Origin of the sequence: Hydrobacter penzbergensis, assembly GCF_900106985.1 — a bacterium.
GTDB lineage: Bacteria > Bacteroidota > Bacteroidia > Chitinophagales > Chitinophagaceae > Sediminibacterium > Sediminibacterium magnilacihabitans.
The window spans coordinates 93,729-109,801 of the sequence record NZ_FNNO01000003.1 but is presented as its reverse complement, the minus strand read 5'-3'; the positions used below and the strand labels follow the sequence as shown (position 1 = coordinate 109,801).

Annotated in this window: 13 protein-coding genes and 1 riboswitch; of the genes, 10 read left to right on the top strand and 3 right to left on the bottom strand. The window is 46.1% G+C overall.

Features of this window, described 5'->3' with window-relative positions:
- Positions 1 to 26 precede the first annotated feature (26 nt).
- Entirely contained in the window at positions 27 to 686 is a 660-nt protein-coding gene (locus BLU98_RS05005; protein WP_257574713.1) for a GIN domain-containing protein, read from the top strand.
- Here BLU98_RS05005 and BLU98_RS05000 read toward each other — a convergent pair.
- Both BLU98_RS05000 and BLU98_RS04995 read right to left on the bottom strand, forming a co-directional pair.
- Positions 683 to 1,843: a sensor histidine kinase gene (locus BLU98_RS05000; protein ID WP_092722639.1), complete on the bottom strand. Its 1,161-nt coding sequence runs from the start codon at positions 1,841 to 1,843 to the stop codon at positions 683 to 685. The genes BLU98_RS05005 and BLU98_RS05000 overlap by 4 nt on opposite strands.
- A gap of 74 nt (positions 1,844 to 1,917) precedes the next feature.
- Positions 1,918 to 2,874: a DUF8428 domain-containing protein gene (locus BLU98_RS04995; protein WP_092722637.1), complete on the bottom strand. Its 957-nt coding sequence runs from the start codon at positions 2,872 to 2,874 to the stop codon at positions 1,918 to 1,920.
- A 159-nt stretch (positions 2,875 to 3,033) separates the two neighbouring features.
- Between BLU98_RS04995 and holA the strand changes: the two genes are divergently transcribed.
- The gene (holA, locus tag BLU98_RS04990; RefSeq protein WP_092722635.1) at positions 3,034 to 4,032 is read left to right on the top strand and encodes a DNA polymerase III subunit delta; all 999 of its coding nucleotides are present in this window, start codon (positions 3,034 to 3,036) and stop codon (positions 4,030 to 4,032) included.
- A gap of 12 nt (positions 4,033 to 4,044) precedes the next feature.
- On the opposite strand, the gene BLU98_RS04985 is transcribed toward holA, so the two are convergent.
- Complete coding sequence (locus BLU98_RS04985) at positions 4,045 to 4,992, bottom strand: bifunctional riboflavin kinase/FAD synthetase (RefSeq protein ID WP_092722633.1); 948 nt, start codon at positions 4,990 to 4,992, stop codon at positions 4,045 to 4,047.
- Positions 4,993 to 5,075: 83 nt separating this feature from the next.
- On the opposite strand from BLU98_RS04985, the gene BLU98_RS04980 reads away from it, so the two are divergent.
- From BLU98_RS04980 to BLU98_RS04945, 8 genes are all read left to right on the top strand, one after another.
- The gene (locus BLU98_RS04980; RefSeq protein ID WP_092722916.1) at positions 5,076 to 6,254 is read left to right on the top strand and encodes an AIR synthase related protein; all 1,179 of its coding nucleotides are present in this window, start codon (positions 5,076 to 5,078) and stop codon (positions 6,252 to 6,254) included.
- A gap of 47 nt (positions 6,255 to 6,301) precedes the next feature.
- Positions 6,302 to 7,006 (top strand): cell division ATP-binding protein FtsE, encoded by a 705-nt coding sequence (locus BLU98_RS04975; RefSeq protein ID WP_092722631.1) that lies wholly within the window; start codon positions 6,302 to 6,304, stop codon positions 7,004 to 7,006.
- Between the two features lie 117 nt (positions 7,007 to 7,123).
- Positions 7,124 to 10,645: a chromosome segregation protein SMC gene (gene smc, locus BLU98_RS04970; protein ID WP_257574712.1), complete on the top strand. Its 3,522-nt coding sequence runs from the start codon at positions 7,124 to 7,126 to the stop codon at positions 10,643 to 10,645.
- An 80-nt stretch (positions 10,646 to 10,725) separates the two neighbouring features.
- Complete coding sequence (locus tag BLU98_RS04965) at positions 10,726 to 11,208, top strand: hypothetical protein (RefSeq protein WP_139173837.1); 483 nt, start codon at positions 10,726 to 10,728, stop codon at positions 11,206 to 11,208.
- A 63-nt stretch (positions 11,209 to 11,271) separates the two neighbouring features.
- A complete protein-coding gene (locus BLU98_RS04960) occupies positions 11,272 to 12,600 on the top strand; it encodes an MFS transporter (RefSeq protein ID WP_092722625.1) in 1,329 nt (442 codons plus the stop codon).
- 3 nt (positions 12,601 to 12,603) lie between these two features.
- Positions 12,604 to 14,481 (top strand): glycoside hydrolase family 13 protein, encoded by a 1,878-nt coding sequence (locus tag BLU98_RS04955; RefSeq protein ID WP_092722623.1) that lies wholly within the window; start codon positions 12,604 to 12,606, stop codon positions 14,479 to 14,481.
- Positions 14,482 to 14,513: 32 nt separating this feature from the next.
- On the top strand, positions 14,514 to 15,026 hold the full coding sequence (locus BLU98_RS04950; RefSeq protein WP_092722621.1) for a hypothetical protein: 513 nt from the start codon (positions 14,514 to 14,516) through the stop codon (positions 15,024 to 15,026).
- 25 nt (positions 15,027 to 15,051) lie between these two features.
- A complete protein-coding gene (locus tag BLU98_RS04945) occupies positions 15,052 to 15,732 on the top strand; it encodes a DUF8737 domain-containing protein (protein WP_092722619.1) in 681 nt (226 codons plus the stop codon).
- A gap of 111 nt (positions 15,733 to 15,843) precedes the next feature.
- Positions 15,844 to 16,064, top strand: a riboswitch (cobalamin riboswitch).
- Positions 16,065 to 16,073: the final 9 nt, after the last annotated feature.

Here is a 16,073-nt window from a genome sequence, read left to right as displayed (position 1 = left end):
TCTCCCGTTCCATGAAAAAAGAGCTTATGAAAAAGATATGGATTGTTGTGTCCTTATTTGTTGCCTCACTGAGTGGCCTTCGCGCCCAGGATGTGGTTTACGGTGAAAATGCTGAAAAAAGAGAGGTCAAAGGATTCCACGCCGTCGAAACATCATCCGGCATAGCCGTAGTACTCACGAAAGGCAACAAGGAGGAAATTGCGCTTACCGCTTCCGATAAAGAAATGCTGACGAGGGTAAAAACAGAAGTAGTGGATGGTGTACTGAAGATCAGCCGCGAAGACAACTGGAAGTTTTGGGAAAAATGGAAAAACTGGAAGATCACTGTTTATGTTTCTTATACCCGGTTAGACGGAGTGAGGGCATCCAGTGGTGGATCCATTACCAGCAAAAATGTTGATCTTTCTACTTTGTCGGCCCGGGTAGGCAGCGGCGGCCATATCAACCTCGCAGGTAAGGTAAACGAGTTAGAGGTGGATGGCAACAGTGGCGGGCATTTCAGGGGATACGACCTGAGTGTGGTCAACTGCAAGGCCAGCGTAAGCAGCGGAGCCGGCGTGCAGGTAACCATTACCAAAGAGATCACAGCCAAAGCCAACAGCGGCGGACAGATCCGGTACAAAGGAACAGGAATGATACGCGATATCAATGTAAGCAGCGGCGGGTCGGTAAGAAGAGGGGATTAAGCAGGCAATACGATCCTGAAAGTAGTGCCCTTACCCGGCTCGCTCGATTTTACAAAGAGCCTGCCTTTGTGGTATTCCTCAATGATCCTTTTGCATAATGGGAGCCCCAATCCCCAACCTCTTTTTTTGGTAGTGAAACCCGGCTTGAATACTTTGTTCAGGTTGTTTTTGGGAATGCCCTTACCGGTATCCGTTATATCCAGGATCATTTCTTTGCGGTCGTTCACCTGCGAACGGATGCTGATCTTGCCATTTCCTTCAATAGCATCCAGTGCATTTTTGATCAGGTTTTCCAATACCCAGTCGAACAGGGGCGGACTCAGCAATGGATTGGCATGTGCCAGCGCAGCGCCGTTGAATTCGAATTGAACATGTCCCCCCGTTCTTTTCTTCATGTATTCCAGCATGTGCTGTATCTGTTCTGTAGGATTGCTTCTCTCCAGCTTGGGCAGGCTTCCGATCTTTCCAAAACGATCGGTGATCAGCAGCAGCCTGTTCACATCCTTGCTGATCTCTGGAACAATGGAAGCATTGGCTTCCTGCTCTTTGAGTATTTCCAGCCAGCCCTGTAAACTGGAAACAGGCGTGCCCAACTGGTGTGCCGTTTCCCTGGCCATCGCAGCCCAGAGTTTGTTTTGGGCGCTCTGGTAATAACTCCTGGTGGCAATGATGGCAATGGCTATGAAGAGTGCAATAATGATCAACTGCACGATGGGATACAATTTTACTTCTTTGAGCAGGCTGCTTTCGCCGTAATAATATTTATTGGCGGTGTATGGGCGCTCGTGGATGATCAATACAATGGGTAACCTGTTATAGCGTTTGAATTGTTGCAGTTTTTCTGCTAAATAATGTGGGTTTGATTTTACCAGTTGGGAATCTAGGTTCAGGTAATTACCGGTGATCTGGTCTTTTTCATTGGTCTCGATGATGGGTATCCGGTTATTCTCTGTAGAGATCTTTGTGGCCAGGTTGAGGTTGACGCCAGGCGATGCATTGAGAATGGTACGCTGCGCTTCCACCCAGGCTTCCACATTTTTTCTTTCTTCCCAGGCGATCTTCCCGGCCAGGTAATTCGAATAAAAGATGGTGCCGCTTACAATGAGTACGGCTATAAAGACCAGTATGGTGCGCCAGTTGAGCCAGGATGGAATCATCTCTCTAAAATAAGACTAAAAAAGAAAAGCAACCCGGAAGGTTGCTTTTACATTTATGGGGGGGAATTTGTCATTTAACTGAATAATCCGCCTTTTTTCAGTTTTTTCACTCCTTCGCCGATTTTGAAACCGTTGTTGTAGATCTCGATCTTGTAATCGCCTACCTGGTATTTATCGGTTTGCTTGATATCGAAGCTAACGGGGGTTACTTTGTTCTGCTCGTAGTTCACTGATACTTTGCTGGTGAAAGACTTGGAGCCTTCTTCGCGGGTGTCAAATGAACTGCCTCCATCACTGATGACCTTACCGTCGGGAGCTGTTACACATACATAAATGTCTTTGGTGCCGGTAGTGGTGATCCTGTTAGGATCGAGTACGAAAGACACGCGCATGGCATTGGTTCTCTTGGCGGTAGTAGTTACTTTTTCCTTGCCGGAACTGCCTATTTTCAAAGCAGTGATACCGATGTTGGATGCATGCAGGGTAGAAGCTAAGTCTTCAATTTGTTTTTTCTCTGTGCTGGTTTTATCCAGGTTTTCCTGCAGTGTCTGCTTGTCGGCGGTCAATTGTGTTTTTTCGGTGGTCAGCTGCTGGTTCTCGCCTTTGACTTTTTCAAGCTCGGCAACGAGACCATCCATCTTGCCGTTCAACTCACCAATCATTTGCTTGGCCTGTGCCAGTTCTGCCTGGGTAGCATTTTTCTTTTTCAGGATGCTGCTGATATTGCTTTTCAGCTTCTGGATCTCTGAACCTCTTTCGGCCAGTGTGCCTTGCAACTGGATATTGTTCTGTGTCAACGAATCGGCTTTAGCGGAAACAACGGTAAATTCCTGCTGAACGGCCGAGCGGGCACTGTCTACATTATTGATCCGGGTTTCAAGCTGTGTCACAGCCTGACGGGTCTGACTTTTGTCATAAAAGATATAACCCCACGTGCCAATCAAGGCAGCGATCAAAACACCATAAACGATCTTGCGGTTGTCTTTCGGTTGCTCAGGCTGGGGGGTATTAGTGGCTTGAGGGTAACTCATACAAAAATGGTTTGGTTTAATTTATAGTAAAGTTAAAAATGGATTTGTTTACGGATTCCATTAATTCTGACGAAGAGAACCAAAACCGTGCCAAAAGATTGTTGGCAAGTTCCTTTGTTCGTATTTCATTATTCATGAACCGTATTTGATATTTGCGCTATGTCGGCAGAAAAGATCATAACCGAATGGAAGAAAGGGAGTTTTAAACCTGTTTACTGGCTGGAGGGGGAAGAACCTTTTTTTATTGACCAGGTAGTGGATTATGCGGAAAAACACCTGCTCAATGAAAGCGAAACGGGCTTCAACCTCACCGTTTTTTATGGCAAGGATGCCGACTGGCCCTCCGTGGTAAATGCCTGCCGCCGTTATCCCATGTTTGCCGAACGGCAGGTGGTGATACTGAAAGAGGCGCAACAGATGCGGGATATTGAAAAGCTGGAAGCCTATGTAGATAACCCGCAGCCTTCCACGGTCTTTGTAGTAAGTTATAAGGATAAAAAGGTAGACGGGCGGTCGAAGTTGGCTAAAGTGCTCAAGCAAAAGGGCGAAATGCTTACCACTAAAAAGATATATGACAGCCAGTTGCCGGAATGGGCGGGGCAGGTAGTGAAGCAGCACGGACTCAGCATTACCCAAAAAGCGCTTTCCCTGTTGGTAGACCATATTGGTAATGACCTGAGCCGCATACAGAACGAAATAGAAAAGCTGGCGGTGAACCTGAATGCCAGGAAAAATATCACCGAAGATGATATTGAAAATTATATAGGGGTGAGCAAAGAGTTCAATGTGTTTGAACTGCAGGATGCCGTAGCGCGTAAAGACCTGCCCAAAGCCATCCGCATTGTACAATATTTTGAAGCCAACCCCAAAGCGGCGCCCATACAACTGGTGCTGCCTGCACTATACAATTTCTTTAGCAAGTTGTATATGTTATATGGTATTCCCAATCCAGATGAAAAGTCGGCCGCGTTGGCCCTGGGCGTGAACCCTTATTTTGTGAAAGATTACCTGGCGGCTTCCCGCAAATACGATTACCAGGGTGTAGAACGGTTGTTGCTGCTGCTGCACCAGTACAACCTGCGCAGCATAGGTGTGAATGATGGAGGTACTTCCGATGCAGGTTTGCTCAAGGAAATGTTGGTGAAAGCAATGGCGTAATGTGCAAATGGCTCAATGGCTCAATTGCGCAATGGCTGCTTCTTTATCTTTTTGCAATTGTGCTTTCAGTTCTTCCAGTCCATTGAATTTTACTTCGCCACGCAGGTAATGCACTACATGCACTTGTAATACCTGTCCATATATATCTGCATCAAAATCAAAAATATTCACTTCTATCACACGCTTCCTGCCGCCAATCGTTGGTCGTACACCAATATTCATCATACCATTTAAAAATGCAGTTGAATTGCTGGCGTCTTTTATATTCACCCGTACTGCATACACCCCATCGCCCGGTATCAGTTTTTCTTCTGAAGTGATGTGGAGGTTGGCAGTAGGATAGCCAATGGTACGGCCTAACTGGTTGCCTTCCACGATGAGCCCCTCAAAAAAATAGGGATAACCGAGTAAGGCGTTGGCTGTTGCAATATCGTTTTGCGCGATGGACTGGCGAATGCGGGTAGAGCTGACAACAATTTGATTTTGCAATTGCTCGGCAATCTCTTTCACTTCAAAACCCAATTGCTTGCCGAAATCTTCCAGCAAATGATAATCCCCCTCGCGGCCTTTGCCAAAACGATGATCGTATCCTATAATAATGGTATGCGGTTTAAAATAGCGGTAGAGGAAATCGGTTACATAGGCTTCTGCAGGCTGGTTGGAGAAACGGTGATCGAAGGGCACCACCACCAGGTGATCGATGCCTGTTTCGCTGAGCAGGGCGATCTTTTCATTCAATGTGTTCAGCAACTTGATATCGCCGGGAACAGAAGAAACGATCTTGCGGGGGTGGGGATGAAAAGTAACGATCACGGTTTCTCCGTTGATGCGCGCCGCCTCCGTTTTCAGTTGTGCAATGATTTGCCGGTGCCCCAGGTGTACCCCATCGAAAGCCCCGATGGTAACTACTGCATTGCGGAATTCGGGTAGAGAGCCTGCCAGTTCACGATGTACCTTCATAATTGGGGGCAAAAGTAAGTCAGAAAACAGAAGAACTGGTAAGTAAGCGTGTTGTACATTTGCACGAATTCAACATTTCATTCATGTCGTTATACGCAAAACGTGGTGTTTCTGCCCAGAAAGAAGAAGTGCATGCGGCCATACAGCAGCTCGATCAGGGCCTTTACCCGCAAGCTTTCTGTAAAATATATGCCGATTTTTTAGGGGGTAACACCAACTGGGTCAATATCATGCACGCCGATGGCGCCGGTACCAAGAGTATCCTGGCCTATCTCTATTGGAAAGAAACCGGCGACGCAAGTGTATGGCGTGGCATTGCACAAGATGCAGTAGCCATGAACCTGGATGATTTGTTGTGCGTGGGTATCACCGATAACCTGCTCTTCTCTTCTACGATAGATCGCAACAAATCAGTGATCACAGGAGCGGTATTACAGGAAGTGATCAATGGTACACAGGCATTTTTTGATCAGCTGCGCGGTTTTGGGGTGAATATCCATTACCTGGGCGGAGAAACAGCCGATGTGGGAGACGTGGTAAGGACCATTGCCGTAAACGGTACCATGACCGCCCGCTGGCCCAAATCGAAACTGATCACCAATGAAAAAATAGCGCCGGGTGATGTGATCGTGGGTTTTGCCAGCGCAGGGCAGGCTGTTTATGAAACGGCTTATAACAGCGGACTGGGATCGAATGGACTTACCAGCGCCCGCCACGATGTATTGCATAAATATTATGCGGAAAAATATCCCGAGACTTTCGAAACCACGCTCAGCAATGAAGTGGTTTACATCGGTAAAAACAAAATGACCGATACCATGGAAGTGCCGGGCTATGGGGCTATCAGCGTAGGGAAATTATTATTGAGTCCTACCCGGACTTATGCCCCCCTGATGAAACGCGTACTGGACGAGCATTTCGATGCCATCAACGGACTCATCCATTGTAGCGGCGGTGGTCAAACCAAATGCATGAAATACCTGCCGCGCCCTTTAAAGATCACCAAAGATCATTTATTTGAACCGCCACCTATCTTCCGGTTGATACAGGAAAACTCCGGCGCTGATAACAGAGAAATGTACCAGGTATTCAACATGGGGCATCGCCTGGAGATATTCACCAACGCAGACACGGCTGCTGCACTGATTAACATGGCGCAGGAGTTCAATATTGAAGCAAAACTGGTAGGAAAAGTAGAAGCAGCAGAAAGGTCAAGCCTGGTGCTGAAAGGAACATTCGGAGAACTGGTTTACGAATATTAACAGTTCGAAGCTTGTCCGATTTGAAGCACAATCATTAATTTAGCTTTATGTCAGAAACAGTTGTATCCATCAATCATGCCAATATATACCAGGGAAATAACCTGATTCTCCAGGATGTGAATTTTACTGTAAATAAAGGAGAGTTCGTATACTTGGTAGGAAAGACAGGTACTGGTAAAAGTAGTTTGTTGAAAACTCTTTACGGTGAATTGCCATTGAAAGAAGGGACGGCTTCTGTGGTTGACTTTGATTTGCGTGAGATGACCTGGAAAAAAGTGCCCTTCCTCCGGCGCAACCTGGGCGTTGTATTCCAGGATTTTCAACTGCTGACAGACCGTAATGTGCACGAGAACCTGAAATTCGTACTCAAAGCCATCGGTTGGAAAGATGATCAACTGATCGAAGAGAAGATACATGATGTATTGGATAAAGTGGGCCTGAAAAGCAAAGGCTTCAAAATGCCTTTTGAAATGAGCGGTGGAGAACAGCAACGTGTTGATATTGCCCGCGCATTGCTGAATTCTCCCAAACTGATATTAGCCGACGAGCCCACCGGTAACCTCGACCCCGAAACCAGCGATGAGATCATGCAACTGCTCATACAGATATCTAAAGATTATGGAACAGCCGTGATCATGGCCACACATGATTTTATTGTCATCAACAGATACCCTTCACGCATGCTCAGTACCGAAATGGGAAAAGTAGTTGACACCGGCGCACTGGCTGAAAATCAATCAGTTATTGGCTAGAAAAATACACAATTATTTATTTTTTCATTTCTCCACCTGTTATGCACAGGCCTTTATTCTTTTCTGAGAATATAGCCCTTTTCGTGTATGTTCGCAGGTACTAAAACTGGGACAAAAGTGAGATTAAAGTCATTAGAGATCAAAGGATTTAAAAGTTTTGCTGATAAAACGGTGGTGAGTTTCGACGAAGGTATTACCGGTATCATCGGCCCCAATGGTTGTGGTAAAAGTAACATCATCGATAGCATCCGTTGGGTGATCGGTGAACAGAAAATATCGGCATTGCGTAGCGAGAACCTGGAAGCGTTGGTCTTCAACGGAAGTAAAACAAGAAGTCCGAGCGGATTGGCCGAAGTGAGTCTCACTTTTGAGAATACCAAGAACCTGCTGCCCACAGAATTCAGTACGGTAACAGTTACCCGCCGTTTTTACAAGAACGGTGAAAGCGAGTATCGTTTGAATGATGTAAGCTGCCGCCTCAAAGACATCCATAACCTTTTTCTCGATACCGGTGTAAGCACCGATAGCTATGCCATCATTGAGTTGGGCATGGTAGATGACATCATCAAAGACAAAGAGAACAGTCGGCGCCGCATGTTGGAACAGGCGGCCGGCATTACCATTTATAAAACAAGGAAAAAAGAAGCCAAGAATAAACTCGATGCTACCGAGCAGGACTTAGCGCGTATCGAGGACCTGCTTTTTGAGATCAACAACCAGTTGAAGACCCTGGAAAACCAGGCGAAGAAAGCAGAGAAGTATTACGAGATCAAAAAAGAATACAAAGAAGTATCGATAGAGCTGACCAAGGCTGCACTGGAAGGCTTCAATCTTACCTACAAAGACCTGAACGAACAACAGGAGAACGAGACCAATAAGAGGATACAATTAGAAGCAGAGATCGCTACCGAAGAAGCCGCTTTGGAACAGGAAAAAGTAGGTTTCATTGAAAAAGAAAGGGCTTTGCAAAGTATGCAGCATGAGTTCAATGAATTGCTGCAACACCTGCGCAGCAAGGAAAATGAGAAGAACCTGGCTACGCAGAAACTGCACTACCTGAAAGAAAAAGAAGGTAGCCTCAAAGATTTTCTGGAAAAAGCAGAAGGGCAACTCAAAACCATTGGAGATTCTATTGAATATACCCAGTTGCAGGTGGGCGAAGAAGAAGCCCGTTTGCAGGAACTGCAGGATAGGGTAGAGACTGCTAAAATGGACATTGAAGACAAGCGCCGCATTTTCGATGAGAAACGCAGTGGTGTGGATGCTTTGCGTGGTCGTTACCAGCAGATACAGCGCAACCAGTTCGATGCAGAGAAAAAAGTAGCGGTTGCCGATACCTCTATACAAAACTTACAACGTGCACATGCACAACTGGCCGAAGAACAGCAGAACCGCGCTTACCAGTTGCAGCAACTGAATACGGAATTACAAGAGAAGGAAGAAAGCCTGGAGGCTAAACGTATTGACCTGCAACAGTTGCAGGAACAACATGAGCGTACCAAAGAACAGATACTCGAAACGCAATCACAGTTGGAAGTATTGCGCAATCAATTGGCCGAAGAGAACCGCAAGCTCGATGCCAAAAAGAACGAATATGATCTGCTGAAAAGCCTGATCGATTCAATGGAAGGTTACCCCGAGAGCATCAAATTCCTGCACAAGAACCCCAGCTGGAATCACGCAGCGCCCATTCTTTCCGATATCATTTATGTAAAAGAAGCATACCGTGCAGCTGTTGAGAATGTGCTGGAACCTTATCTCAACTATTATGTGGTGAACAACCTGCAGGAAGGCTTGCAGGCGATTCAACTCCTCGATGAGCATAAAAAAGGCAAGGCCAATTTCTTTATGCTTGAGAAATTCGCTGCTGTCAATGTTGAAACGCACCAGCCTGCACACACCATCAAAGCCATGGATGTGATAGAGGTAGATGCGCAATACCGCAAGCTGGCTGAATACCTGCTGGGTAATGTGTACATCGGAGAGAATGAGGAAGCGCTGAACAACAGCAATGGCGCTGTGGTGCTGGAAAAGAATGGCAAATATGTAAAAGGAAAATACACCCTTACCGGTGGTAGTGTAGGTTTGTTCGAGGGAAAGAAGATCGGCCGTGCCAAGAACCTCGAAAAACTGCATGAAGAAATCGTTGCTCAAGAAGCCGTTGTGAATGCACTTAAGGCAGATATCCAGGCCAAGCACAATGAAGTAATTGGTTTCAATGAGCAATTGAAAGAGCATGCCATCAAGCAAACCGAGAATGAGATCAACCAACTGACCAACCAGGTATTTGCTACCCGCAACCGCATAGAGAACCTGCAGGCTGCGCAACAAAACGCCCAGCAGCGAATAGAAGAAATTGAATTGCGCAGGCAGGATGAGCAGGATGCGATTTCCGCTACCCGCGAAGCATTGCAGCAGCTCAATGAAGCATTGCAGCATACGGGCGAAGAAATGAAAATGGTGGAGCAGGACTACCAGCAGGCTGAGCAGGAATACAATTTTGCATCGGCGCAATACAATGAGAGCAACCTGCAACTGACGCGCCAGCAGAGCAAGATCACGACGCTGAAGCAGGAACTGGTGTTCAAGGAAAACCAGTTGAACGACCTGCACCTGCAAATACAAAGCAATTCAACCCAACTGACAGAAGCTTCTGCCAATATCAAAGAAGGAGAGGAAGCATTGCTGGGATCGGAAGACCTGTTGCTGGAACTGATGCGCAAGAAAGAAGCGGAAGAGCAAAAACTGAATGAAGCCGATCAATCTTATTATAACCTGCGCAACCAATTACAGGAGAAAGAAAGTGAGTTGCGCCATAAGGTGAAGAATAAAGAAGCCATCGATCATTTGGTAACTGAAATCAAGGATAAACTGAATGAATTGAAACTGCAACTGGCCGGTATGAAAGAAAGGCTCAGTGTGGAATTCAAAATAGAACTCGATGAGATCCTTGACCAGGTGCGCACTACCGATGCCAGCATAGAAGAACTGCAGGCAAGTTCAGACCGGATGAAGAAGCGCCTTGAGAATATGGGCGAAGTGAACCCCACGGCTATTGAAGCATTCACTGAAATGAAGAAGCGCTATGAGTTTATCTTAGAGCAGAAGAACGACCTGGTTTCCGCAAAAGAAAGTTTGTTACAGACCATACAGGAAGTGGAAGCCACAGCCAACCAGCAGTTCCTGGATACCTTCAACCAGGTACGCGAGAATTTCCAGCGCGTGTTCAAAGCCCTCTTTACAGAAGAAGATACAGCCGATATGATCCTGGTAAACCCTGAAAACCTGGCGGAAACCGGCATTGATATCATTGCCAAACCCAAAGGTAAAAGACCTTCTTCTATTACACAGCTGAGTGGAGGAGAGAAGACCCTGACCGCTACGGCTTTGCTGTTTGCCATCTACCTGATCAAACCAGCTCCGTTTTGTATCCTCGACGAGGTGGATGCGCCGCTCGATGATGCCAACGTAGGTAAGTTCACCCAGATGATCAAGAAATTCAGCGATAATTCTCAGTTCATCATTGTTACCCACAACAAACAGACCATGGGTGCAGTAGATGTGATCTACGGTGTGACCATGCAGGAACCCGGTGTGAGTAAGCTGGTGCCGGTGGACTTCAGGAGCCTTTCGAATTAAGTGTAATACAATGTTTCTGATAAAACAAAGAGCCGCATTTTGTAAAGCGGCTCTTTGTTTTATTGGGCTTATGATATCAGGTGCGAAATAAATTAACGAAGTTTGCCATCAAAGTTCCGTCATTGTATAAAGGCATCTTCATACTCTACCTGGTTTGTTTCGGTTGCTATCTGCTCTTTACCAGGCAACCCGACTATTTCGACGGAGAAAAAATTCCGGCAACCATTCACTGGCTCAAAGACAGCGCTTCAGGCATCAATATTCCCAAGGCCGTTTATAAAGAGGGCAATATTACTTATGCCATCGATGCCAGGTACCCATTGAGGGAATGGAAAGAAGGTGATACCTTAACGGTGATATATGAAATTGCTAAGCCATCCCATGCTGCTGTGTACCGCTTTTGGGGATATGGCATTACATGGGGAGAACTGCTGACTTCCATTGTTTTATGTGTAGCGCTGTTCCAGGTGGCGGTTGCTATTACCAGTAACCCTACACCGGAATCACTGGTAGAACAACTGGATTACAAAGAAGAAAAAAAGCGCCGGTACAAGGAGGAATGAGGTTTTGTTGTATTTTTAGACTTTGTGTAATAAATACATATTAGTTAAACGATACCGATTGCTATGTCAACAACCTACACAGGAGTCAAGCACAGCCTGAGTTTCTGGCAAATATGGAACATGTGTTTCGGCTTCTTCGGCATCCAGTTCGGATGGAGCCTGCAAATGGGTAACATGAGTGCCATCTATGAATACCTGGGTGCTTCCCCCGAACAGATTCCCGGATTATGGCTCGCCGCTCCCATGACCGGCTTGCTGGTACAACCCATCATCGGTTACCTGAGCGACCGTACCTGGCACCCGCGTTTAGGCCGCCGCAGGCCTTTTTTCCTGGTAGGCGCCATACTCAGCTCCCTGACCCTGTTCATCATGCCCAATGCATCGGTGATATGGATGGCGGCAGGCATGTTGTGGATACTCGATTCCAGCATCAACATTACCATGGAACCCTTTCGCGCTTTTGTGGCCGATAACCTTGATGAGCAGCAAAGACCTTATGGTTTTGCCATGCAAAGCATGTTCATTGGACTGGCTTCTTTTATAGCAGGATACCTGCCGCAGAAACTGGTAGAATGGTTCGGCGTATCAAGAGATAAAGCAGGCGGAGCTATTCCGCAGAACATCATGCTCTCATTTTACATCGGTGGTTTTGTATTCCTGGTAGCTGTTTTATATACTGTGTTCCGGAGCAAGGAATACCCGCCGTCTGATCTGAACTGGCGCGAGAAAGTAAAAGAATCCAACAAAGGATTTGGCGGTGGCATCAAAGAGATCACTTCCTCCATTCTTCAAATGCCTGCTCAAATGAAAAGGCTGGCATTGGTGAACTTTATTACCTGGCCCGGGCTCTTTCTCATGTGGTTTTATTACAGCACAGGTGTAGCCGCAGAAATTTTTGGAGGTGATGTCAAAGGCAACAGCGAATTGTATACCCGTGGATTGGAATATGCCAACACGACTTCGGCCATTTTGAACCTGGTCACTTTTGCCTTTTCATTTTCACTGCCTTTTTGGGTAAAAAAAATGGGCAAGAAATATACGCACACCACCTGTTTGCTATTGGGTGGCTTGGGATTAATTGCAGTAAACCATATCCATGAGCCGGCCTATCTCTATGTAGCGATGGGACTGGTAGGCATTGCCTGGGCTTCTATTTTATCTATGCCTTATTCGATGCTGGCGGGCTGTTTACCGGCCGATAAGATGGGTATTTACATGGGTGTTTTCAATTTCTTCATTGTATTGCCCGAGATCATCGCTTCATTGTTCTTTGGTAAGATCATGAATAACTTCCTTCATAACGACCGGTTGCTGGCAGTGCAGGTAGGCGGGTGCATGCTCTGTATCGCTGCCCTGGTATGCGCATTGGTGGTAAAAGAAAAAAAAGATTAAAACATGTACAAGAGAAAAACAATCCTGCTGGCACTCGCCTTTGGTGCCTGCATCATTGCTTATAGTCAGGATATACAAGTATATCCCACAAACTGGTTTACCGGTATGCAATGGAATAAAGTGCAGTTGGTCGTAAAAAGCACGCACGAAGGTTTCAGCAAAGAAAAGCCCGGCATTCAATACCCCGGTGTGCAATTGGTAAAAACGCATCAGTTAGAGAACAGCAAATACCTGGTGTTGGATCTGTCGATAGCTCCCACGGCCAAACCGGGTATGGTGACCATCACTTTCAATGATGGCAACAACAAACACAGTATTCAATGGCCATTGAATACCAGACGGGAAGGCAACGGTAAAAGATTTGCGCAGGGAGTTACAGCTAAAGATTTTGTTTACCTGCTCATGCCTGACCGGTTCAGTAATGGGGATACAAAAAATGATCGCTTTGCTGATATGCGCGATACCAGTTGCGACCGAACCCAGTTACTGATGCGCCATGGTGGTGATATACAGGGCGTGACACAGCACCTCAACTACCTCAAAGAATTGGGTGTGACCACCGTGTGGATGACACCTGTAGTAGAAAATGATATGCCGCTTGAAAGAGAACCCAATGGCATGCTGAGCGGCTTTCATGGCTATTGGTTTACCGATCAGTACAAGATCGATAAACGTTACGGAGGAGAGGCAGCTTACCTGCAATTATCAGATGCACTCCATGCCAGGGGCATGAAACTCATACAGGATGCTGTGTATAATCATATCGGTATCAAACACTGGATAGTGATGGACCCGCCGGCAAAAGACTGGATCAATCAATGGCCTGCCTATACCGGCAGCAACCACCGTGATGAAGTGGTATTTGACAGATACGGCAGCGCCAAAGACAAAAAACAAATGCTCGACGGATGGTTTACCCCGCATTTGCCCGATGTGAACCAGCGTAATCCTTATGTAGCGAACTTTTTAATTCAGTATGCTATCTGGGCCACTGAAACATTCGGCATCGATGGCTGGAGGGTAGATACCTATAAGTATTGCGATGAAGCATTCCTCAACCGCATCAATGATGCTTTGTTGAAAGAATATCCCAACCTGACTGTGTTTGGTGAAGTATGGTCCAACACCATCACTGGTAGCGCTTATTTTACACGTAATAACCTGCAAGCACCTTTCAAGCACAACCTGCAGGGCGTTACAGATTTCCCGGTGAATTTTGCCATGCTGGCTACACTCAACCAGCCTTTTGGATGGACAGAAGGTGTGAACAAACTCTACATGACGCTGGCACAGGATATTTTATACAAAGATCCGTCAAAGAATTGCATCTTCCTCGATAACCACGATATGGATCGTTTTTATTCCGTGGCAGGAGAAGATATGAATCGTTACAAGCAAGGCATTGTATTATTACTCACCCTTCGTGGCATTCCGCAATTGTATTATGGAACAGAAATATTGATGAAGAATTTAAAGAACTCCAGTGATGCGATGGTACGCTTTGATTTTCCCGGCGGGTTTCCTGGTGACAAGGAAAATAAATTTGAAGCATCGGGCCGTTCGGAAAAAGAAAACGAAGCATTCAATTTTGTGAGCACGCTGGCGCATTATCGTCAAAATTCATCAGCGCTTACTATTGGGCATACCATGCAATACCTGCCTTTCGCTAATGGAGTGTATGTTTATTTCAGATACAATACCAAGCAAACCATTATGTGTGTGCTCAATACCAGTGATAAGGAAGCTGCTATCGATTTTGATCAATTCCAGGAACGCACCAGGGGTTTTGCCAGGGGAAAAGACATTTTGACTGGTCAATCGTATAGCAATCATTTCTCTGTTGCTGCCAAAGGAACCATGGTGCTTGAATTACAGCCATAATAGTATCTTTAGAAGGCAAAATCTCCGGATACATGAACGAGGCCATTCTTTTTTCGGAAAGGCAGAAGTTCCGGCAGTGGTGGATGTGGCTGATACTTCTGCTCGTTAACGGACTCATGCTGTTTGCATTTTGCAAACAGATGGCCGGCGGAGCAACGTTGGAGAGCAAACCAGCCGGCAACGGCGGCCTGATCTTCAGCGTGGTGCTTACCCTGCTGGTTACTTTTCTTATTTCCCAGATTAGTCTCGATACTCAGGTGAGAAAAGATGGGATATATGTCCGTTTCTTCCCTTTCCGCCTTTCTTTCAAACAGTATAGTTGGACCCAGATTACCCGGGCCTATATCCGGGAATACAACCCATTAATGGAATATGGCGGATGGGGCATGCGATATGGCTTTTTCGGCAGGGGAAGGGCATTGAATGTGGTTGGCAATAAAGGCTTGCAACTTGAATTTACGGATGGCACCAAGCTGTTGATCGGAACACAGGAGCCTGCACAACTGGAGGCCGTTCTGCGGCAATTAGGGCGGCTTACGGTATAAAAAACTTCTTTTAAAAATACCTGTTATGGAAAACGTACCTGCTTATGTCGGAATTATTTTCGGCTTAACCACCTTGCTGACTATTTACTTCTTTGCACTGGCCACCACCCAAATGCGCCTGGTACTATCTATCTTGTTCATTTGGCTGGCTGCACAAGCTGTGATCAGCATCACCGGATTTTACTACCGGAACACCCATGCCCAACCACCGGCGTTTTTGTTGGCCACATTACCCAATATGTTGGTGATACTAGTTTTATTTATAACGAAACGGGGAAGAACTTTTATTGATGGTATGAATCTGAAAGTGCTTACTATCCTGCACATCATCAGAATACCGGTTGAGATCGTATTGTTGTGGCTTTGCATGCATAAAGTAGTTCCGCAGATCATGACTTTTGAAGGCCGGAATTTCGACATACTATCCGGCATATCGGCGCCGTTCATTTACTATATCGCTTTCCGCAAAGAGACATACAATAAATGGGTATTGTTGGTATGGAATATCATCTGCCTCATTTTGCTGATCAATATTGTCAGCATTGCGATTCTCTCTGCGCCATTCGCTTTCCAGCGTTTTGGGTTGGATCAACCGAATATCGCCGTACTGTATTTCCCCTATATCTGGCTTCCCGCCTGTGTGGTACCTGTGGTATTATTGTCGCACCTGGCATCCATAAGGCTATTATTGAAAAAAAGCAAATAAAACTGACTGGATTTGTTTCTTTTAGCGAAAGCTGCGGCACATAAGCTTTTCTTACATTTTTCAACAATTGGTGCATAAGTCTGTCCGGCCATGTTAAGATTGATTTAGTAATGTTGCTATAGGATTGATGGTTGCGGTATAGTTGTTCTGCGTTTTACTGCATTAAAAGGGAATCCGGTGATGAATCCGGAACTATCCCCGTAGCTGTGAACCCGACGCCCCAGCGGGCATGTATCCCTGGAATCCAATCAGCCACTGTTCCTGCCAGCAGGAATGGGAAGGCTCCCAGGGATCGGGTAAGTCAGAAGACCTGCCATAGATCCAGGAATATTGTCGTGCTT